Source organism: Pedobacter sp. CG_S7 (genome assembly GCF_040544395.1).
GTDB lineage: Bacteria > Bacteroidota > Bacteroidia > Sphingobacteriales > Sphingobacteriaceae > Pedobacter.
In genome coordinates this window covers 40,353-46,612 of sequence record NZ_JBEONS010000025.1, presented here as the reverse complement: position 1 = coordinate 46,612, position 6,260 = coordinate 40,353, and the positions used below count along the sequence as shown (strand labels likewise).

The window sequence follows — 6,260 nt, the reverse complement described above, 5'->3', positions numbered from 1 at the left end:
TTGAACATTTTTTCTGCTTTGGTCATATTGATTGTTTTTTAAAAAGCAAATGTAGAGTCAAGTTGCCTTTAAAAAAATATGGACTTTGTGGGGCGCATACACCTGATAGGTCACCGGTTGATTTAAAGCAACACTATCTTTGCCGGCCTGGTCCTGCACATCGAATGTATAAACCGGTGTCTTTTCTGACTGGTTAACCGAATCATCGACACTAAGAAAATCGTTTTTTTTACAACCCAACAAGGTCATGGCTGCAATTAATAATATGAGTAAATTTTTCATAAATGGACAGATTAACGAGTTATAAGAATAAATTTAACCCCTATGCCTGCATTGAAATTAAACTTAGATACATCGCTTGATGGATACCAACGCTGTGTTGCTTTTGCCAGTAGTACAAAACGATCAGTAAGATAAAATTCAGTATCAAGGCCAATTAAAGCCCCATAAAGAAACTTATTATCCTGAGTGAGGGAAATGCCAGGGGCAACGGTGCGAACACCGTTGTTTATCTGCTCATAACCTACAGAAGCACCACCACCAAGATTGAAATATACATCAGAACCCTTATTGCTAAAAATTTCACCGAAATAAGAGAGATCACCAACGTATTGTTGAACGTTAACAAGTTTCAGGTCAGGGTCTGGACGGTAGTAACGCAAGGTTTGGGTATACCCATACTTCCAGTAATTACCTTTTTGATTAAATTTTGACAAGGCAATAGAGCCAAAATAACCTGCTTTATCTGTTTTTTCAAACTTAAAACGATCTAAAAAACCTGCGCTAATTTCTAATCCCGAAGTCCCAGGAATATGCCTTTGGGCAAAAGTCGATAAGGAAGCACATATAAGTGCTACTAATAATAGCTTTTTCATGTGCTTATAAAGATTTTTGTTCACGAGCCTGGACAATTACATCATTTGGAATAATCAGTTTTGAATGACGACCTCCGTTTTTCTCATAAAGCTCAACTACTAAATCTTTATCATCAGGTATAGTGAATTTTTGCATAGCAAATACCTTAGTGAGCTCTGTTTTACCAGTAATGGTTTGAGTTGGGTTAGATTCAAAAATGGCAGGAACCTCTATATCTTGTGTTGCAGTCCGTTTAACAAGCTTTTTATCCCTGATATAGAACTTTATAAAATCAATATCATAGTTGATATTGGTTCTGTTTTTAACGTACAATTGATAATAGATAACATTATCCTTAATGTAAATTCCACGCAAAGCAAATAAAATACCGTTTTGTTCTTCCCCTACTTTTTTAATGAAGCGAGGTTTTTTAGCGATAGCGCCAGTAATATTATTAAGCTGCGAATCAGAGACTTTTACATCTTCAAAAACAACATAAGAATTTTGACCAACTTGTCCGTTTGTTCCGTTAAAATTAACCGAACCGCCAGCGTGGTTTAATCCCTCCAGGTTTAGATTAATGGTCAGGTTTGTTGGATTTTTATTGTATTCTAAGAGGAATGTATAAATTTTACCATCACCGGTGATCACCGATAAATTCGTTTGCTCGAAATCTTCACGATCTGCTTTAACTCTTAAAACATTCTCTACACCATCGGCACGTTGAGCCAATACGTCAGCGCTGCCCCGGTCAACTGTTTTTACGGGAGTTGGGAAAATTATATTAGTGGTTTTATTATAGGCTATTTGCAGATAATAAGGTTTAAGAACAGTAACCGGGTTAATCGGTATTGTTTGGTCAGGAATCCGTGTGGTTTGTGAAAACACTTTACTTGTGCCAAGTAGAACGAATAAGACAATAAGGTGAACATAGCTTTTCATAATATGAGGATTGGAGATTTACAAATTTTGTTGTTGAGAATCCTGTAAAAGAACTTTGTAGTTAGCCTTTACATTAACTTTAATTAATTTTACTTTTTTGGTTAATAAGCCTTTTGCGCCTGAAACGGCAGTAGTGGCCATTTGGGTAGTTATTGAGGGGTCAATGGACATATATTCTACACCGTTTATACCAGAGGAAAGCGCATCTTTTGATGCATCCCTTTCAATGGCACCAGGTATATAAATTCCGTTCAGGCCATCCATATCATACACCATTAGTGAAACCGGATAAAGCGAGTTGCCATAACGAACAGAGTTAACAGCGATATTCAACCTTTCACCCTGAATGGTGGCCACACCATAGACGAAATTGTCTTTAGGTATACGTTGGCCGTTTAGATAAATATCTGTGATCAGTCGCATCTTTACTGTTGAACCTACTACCAATGTTTGATTTTGATGGATAACAGCTTGAACAGCGTTAGGCTCTGCGCTAGTTTCATTCCGATTTGCTAAACCATAGAAACCATTTCTTTTGGTATTTGCAGGAGCAGTAACAGCAAAAGTCTTACGACCTTTAGTCATGCTTTCAGGAGCCTGCATATTTTTATAGGAAGGTTTTTTTATTGTATCCTGTTGATCATTCTCATCATCAGTATACCGCTTATTTTGTCTAATGATGGAAACCTTACCATCATTTTTAGGAGTATTTACAGCGTAAACAGCACCCCTGTTTTGAATTGATTTTTCACGTAACCTTTCTCTAACACGACCGGGATTTTGTATATCCAAAATCTTCTCTAACATGCCATCCATTTGACGCATTTCAGGGTCAGGTTCTCCCGTTTCTGATTGCATTTGAGCAATCATGTTTGACAGTTGATCTACATTTCTATTTGCTTCGGCAGCAGCTTGATTTGTTTCTGCACCGGCATAAGGGTTACTGGACGCATAAGGAGCAGCCTGATCATTCTGCTCCAAGGTTTGATAAAGTTGATTAAGTTGCGCATTAACCTTTGCCTCATTAGGGTCTTTATACCCTTTTTCATAAGTAGGTGATGAATTTAAGCCAGGGCTTACCACGGCTGTCTGACCATATTCAGCTCCGGCAGCTAACCCAATTTGCTCTATACTAGAATCCCTTGGAGTTGTAATAGGGTCATCCCCTCTACGCTGTGCATTGGATTGAGCGTAAATAGACATTTTATCCGTTGGTACGTTAGTTTTCAAATTAGCACTCGGCAGATCGGTATTAATACCTTTATTCCGCACAACTTCGTCTTGTGCAGTTGCCGTTCCCCCATCCATTGACCAAAAAATTAAAGTGATAAATGGAAAGACGATAAAAGGCATAAGGGTCAACATTTTTCGTTTCCGTAGGAATTGCGTTGTTTTAGGGGTTGATGTAGCCATAGTAGTATATTTAAAATTTTGATTGAATAGATAAATTAGGTCTTAGAGCTTCCAGGGAATCAATTAACCCTGGCCTTGATTTGGAGATACTATCATATTTGGCCTTACCAGCCGGAGAATTTTTTAAACTATCTAAATAGTTGATAAACCTCAATACTCTTCTTTCCCTGGAATCAATTACATTGTTATCGGGCAGGGCAACACTACCAATATTACCAAATGATAGGTTTAATGATGTTGCTTGCTTTTTATCGTTAACCACATTATAGAATCCGTTAATTCCATCGACCATAAAATAGAGGCACAAAAGAGTTAAACTACCGAAGAAAATAAAGAAGTATATTTTTTTACGCTGCATAGTCAGTTGACTTTCTTTACGGCCTAAAGTGGTAGCAAAATGATATTTTGCATAATTCCAACTTCTGCCAAGCTTTTGAGCAAAATTGATTTTTGCTCGATCAACGAGCTTTACAACTTTACCTTCTTGACGATTTTTATCTTTGCTCATGACTTATCGTACAGCAGTATTTATATCGTTATTTTCAATGGTTGACCAGCGTTCAATTAGAAAACCATGTGAATTATTGTCTGACCGGTTAACGTTCCTTAAATAGCCCTCTGTGATCAGACTACGGGTCGTTACCGAAGTGGAACGTAGTAAAATCTGTTTGCCATAGAATTTGAATTTATATGGATAGTTGGCCATATCTACAGATATACTATCTGTGACAAGTGTCTGAGAAATGTTACTGGAAATTATATTAGTATAATATCCTTTTTCAGTAAGGTTGTCAAATTCCCTTTTTGCGGTTTCATCAGCTAAGTATAAAGCTTTCAATACCGACGCTTTTTGCTGACTTTCATCCGGGTCAAGGGTAAAGAAGTACTGATGAAAAGTTTTAATGTGATCTCTGGCCTCTACAGGTACATTATCTTTACGATCTCCTGCAACAGCTTCTAGAGCTTTACCATTGGCTAAAATGTATATACGGTTTTGACTGATATTCGTATAATCATAAGCTAAATAACTAACCCATCCGGCCAGTCCAAAGACGGCACAAATTGCAATTATGAAGAACAATCGCATCTTTTGGAATGAGGTTTCAATATTTTCGAGTTTTTTGAACATAGCGTTTTTTTTAAAATTTAACTTCTTAACTTATTAACCAAACTAGCACCTGCATGCCCCATTCTTGCACCGGCAGACTCATAGCCCCCACTTGCAGCGCCACCCTCACTATATCCACTACCTATATTTGATGCTGCACTTCCAATATTTGAAAGTGCCTGAGCGCCTCTGCCCATCGCAGCACTGCCCATTGCAGCACCGGCACCCATCGCAGCACCACCGGCAGCAGCAGCACCACCAACGGCAGCTCCACCCATTCTATTTGCAACACCAACAAAACCGTCACCTTGTCCACCGCCAGCAGTCATAATAAAATTAGATACTGAGGGAACTGATAAGTAACCGGCTATCCCAATACACATAAAAACCAGGTAGGCAAGATCAGTTTCAGAGAAGAATGTTTTACCGGCATTATTAACTTGCGAAAGATCAAGCTTCAACATGTTTTCCTGAATCTTACCTAAGATGGCACCAAAGATATTTGCAACCGGTAACCACAAAAAGTAATTCACGTACCTAGAAATCCACCCGGTTAATGTGGACTGAAAACCGTCAAAGACGGAGAAACCAAAGGCTAGTGGTCCGATAATAACCATGACTATCAAAAAGAAAGTTCGGACTGTGTTTATAATTAAGGAGGCAGCAGCATAAAGCACATTTAAAACCTCATGAATCCATTGTTTAATGGAATTTTTCATGTTATACTGCATTTTGGCCATCGCAAATTTTATGTCACTACCCATACCCATTGCAACATCAGGGTCTTGACCGGCAGCTTTCATATATTGTTCCCATTTACCGACATTACCCTCACCCTTATCGCCCACATACATTTGATAATCGTCAGTTTTCATCATTGCCTTTTCTTTTTCCAGTAATAGCTTTTCGATGGCCTTGTTTGAATCTGCAACCATATTATTCGTACCAACAGATATAGGCGTTAAAATACCATTGATCAGTCCTACGACCTGAGGGAAGATGAGAATTAAAAAAGCGATCACAAACGGTCTGAATAAAGGGAAAAAATCAATTGGTTCAGCGTTTGCAATATGTTTCCACACTCGGACACTAATATAAAATAGTGCTGCAAATCCGGCTATACCACGAGCAACGCCAATTAAGCTACTGCATAGGGGAAGCATTTCAGCATAAACATTATCTAATACTTTATTCATGCCTTGCAAGCTATTTGCCATGCCCTGAGCATGACAAGGGAATACGGCCACAAGTGTAAAAAAAGCAATAAGAGGGAGTATTTTTTTCATGAGTTTTTTTGTTTATCGTTCTGTACCATTTAGACCTTTTCTAACCTCTATATCTCCCTTTTCCTGCCCCCTTTGGAGTGCAAGCACCTTAGTGGAACCATTGAATTTTTTTAGAAAAAGAAATTTATCTTGTATATCTGCATAAATCCGATCAATGGCCTGGATACGCTCATCATCGGTCATTTGTGTTTTGTTTGCCGTAATGACCATTGTTAGTTCCTCAATATTTTCAGAACTTTTTTCAAGTAGATTGGAATAAACCCGACCCATATAACTCAGTTCTTTTTCATTAAAACGACCAGCTTTTTTGAATTGTAGAAAAGAGGATTTGTACTCCGAGAGTATCATAACCTGATAATTGATAATATCAGGTATCCTGCGATATTTTCTTACAGCCGGACTAACCGCCATAAGTCCGTTGATGAATGTATTATGCAAATTGAAATTGCCCGAGGCAACGTCTTTAATTTTATCATATCCGTTTTTTACAACCTGATAACCTTGTGTAACCTGGTTAAGCATTTTTTTGGATTGGTTGTACTTCTCCATTGTCGCTAATAGTTGTTCTGCCTCGCCTAACTGCGCTTTACTGTTAAAAGAAAAAACAGTTAAAAGCAAAACCACTAATCCTAAATATTTAAATGACCTCTTCATAT

At 38.0% G+C, this 6,260-nt stretch carries 8 protein-coding genes; all 8 read right to left on the bottom strand.

Features of this window, described 5'->3' with window-relative positions; genetic code table 11:
* Nucleotides 1–57: 57 nt before the first annotated feature.
* The 8 genes from AAKU52_RS13020 to AAKU52_RS12985 are packed head-to-tail and all read right to left on the bottom strand — an operon-like array spanning nucleotide 58 to nucleotide 6,258.
* Nucleotides 58–282, bottom strand: coding sequence for a putative periplasmic lipoprotein (locus AAKU52_RS13020; RefSeq protein ID WP_354334157.1), 225 nt, complete (start codon nucleotides 280–282; stop codon nucleotides 58–60).
* An 11-nt stretch (nucleotides 283–293) separates the two neighbouring features.
* The gene (locus AAKU52_RS13015; RefSeq protein ID WP_354334154.1) at nucleotides 294–875 is read right to left on the bottom strand and encodes a conjugal transfer protein TraO; all 582 of its coding nucleotides are present in this window, start codon (nucleotides 873–875) and stop codon (nucleotides 294–296) included.
* Nucleotides 876–879: 4 nt separating this feature from the next.
* Nucleotides 880–1,797, bottom strand: coding sequence for a conjugative transposon protein TraN (gene traN, locus AAKU52_RS13010; RefSeq protein WP_354334151.1), 918 nt, complete (start codon nucleotides 1,795–1,797; stop codon nucleotides 880–882).
* A gap of 18 nt (nucleotides 1,798–1,815) precedes the next feature.
* The gene (traM, locus tag AAKU52_RS13005; RefSeq protein ID WP_354334149.1) at nucleotides 1,816–3,210 is read right to left on the bottom strand and encodes a conjugative transposon protein TraM; all 1,395 of its coding nucleotides are present in this window, start codon (nucleotides 3,208–3,210) and stop codon (nucleotides 1,816–1,818) included.
* Between the two features lie 10 nt (nucleotides 3,211–3,220).
* Nucleotides 3,221–3,718 carry a hypothetical protein gene (locus tag AAKU52_RS13000; RefSeq protein ID WP_354334146.1) on the bottom strand — a complete coding sequence of 166 codons (498 nt, stop codon included), beginning with the start codon at nucleotides 3,716–3,718 and terminating at the stop codon, nucleotides 3,221–3,223.
* Nucleotides 3,719–3,721: 3 nt separating this feature from the next.
* Nucleotides 3,722–4,339, bottom strand: coding sequence for a conjugative transposon protein TraK (gene traK, locus AAKU52_RS12995; RefSeq protein WP_354334144.1), 618 nt, complete (start codon nucleotides 4,337–4,339; stop codon nucleotides 3,722–3,724).
* A gap of 17 nt (nucleotides 4,340–4,356) precedes the next feature.
* On the bottom strand, nucleotides 4,357–5,604 hold the full coding sequence (traJ, locus tag AAKU52_RS12990) for a conjugative transposon protein TraJ (RefSeq protein WP_354334142.1): 1,248 nt from the start codon (nucleotides 5,602–5,604) through the stop codon (nucleotides 4,357–4,359).
* Nucleotides 5,605–5,616: 12 nt separating this feature from the next.
* A complete protein-coding gene (locus AAKU52_RS12985) occupies nucleotides 5,617–6,258 on the bottom strand; it encodes a TerB family tellurite resistance protein (RefSeq protein WP_354334140.1) in 642 nt (213 codons plus the stop codon).
* Between the last annotated feature and the right edge of the window lie 2 nt (nucleotides 6,259–6,260).

Bases quoted from the DNA above. Each gene is read 5' to 3' on its own strand.
- AAKU52_RS13020 (WP_354334157.1), bottom strand. From the start codon at position 282: ATGAAAAATTTACTCATATTATTAATTGCAGCCATGACCTTGTTGGGT.
- AAKU52_RS13015 (WP_354334154.1), bottom strand. From the start codon at position 875: ATGAAAAAGCTATTATTAGTAGCACTTATATGTGCTTCCTTATCGACT.
- traN (WP_354334151.1), bottom strand. From the start codon at position 1,797: ATGAAAAGCTATGTTCACCTTATTGTCTTATTCGTTCTACTTGGCACA.
- traM (WP_354334149.1), bottom strand. From the start codon at position 3,210: ATGGCTACATCAACCCCTAAAACAACGCAATTCCTACGGAAACGAAAA.
- AAKU52_RS13000 (WP_354334146.1), bottom strand. From the start codon at position 3,718: ATGAGCAAAGATAAAAATCGTCAAGAAGGTAAAGTTGTAAAGCTCGTT.
- traK (WP_354334144.1), bottom strand. From the start codon at position 4,339: ATGTTCAAAAAACTCGAAAATATTGAAACCTCATTCCAAAAGATGCGA.
- traJ (WP_354334142.1), bottom strand. From the start codon at position 5,604: ATGAAAAAAATACTCCCTCTTATTGCTTTTTTTACACTTGTGGCCGTA.
- AAKU52_RS12985 (WP_354334140.1), bottom strand. From the start codon at position 6,258: ATGAAGAGGTCATTTAAATATTTAGGATTAGTGGTTTTGCTTTTAACT.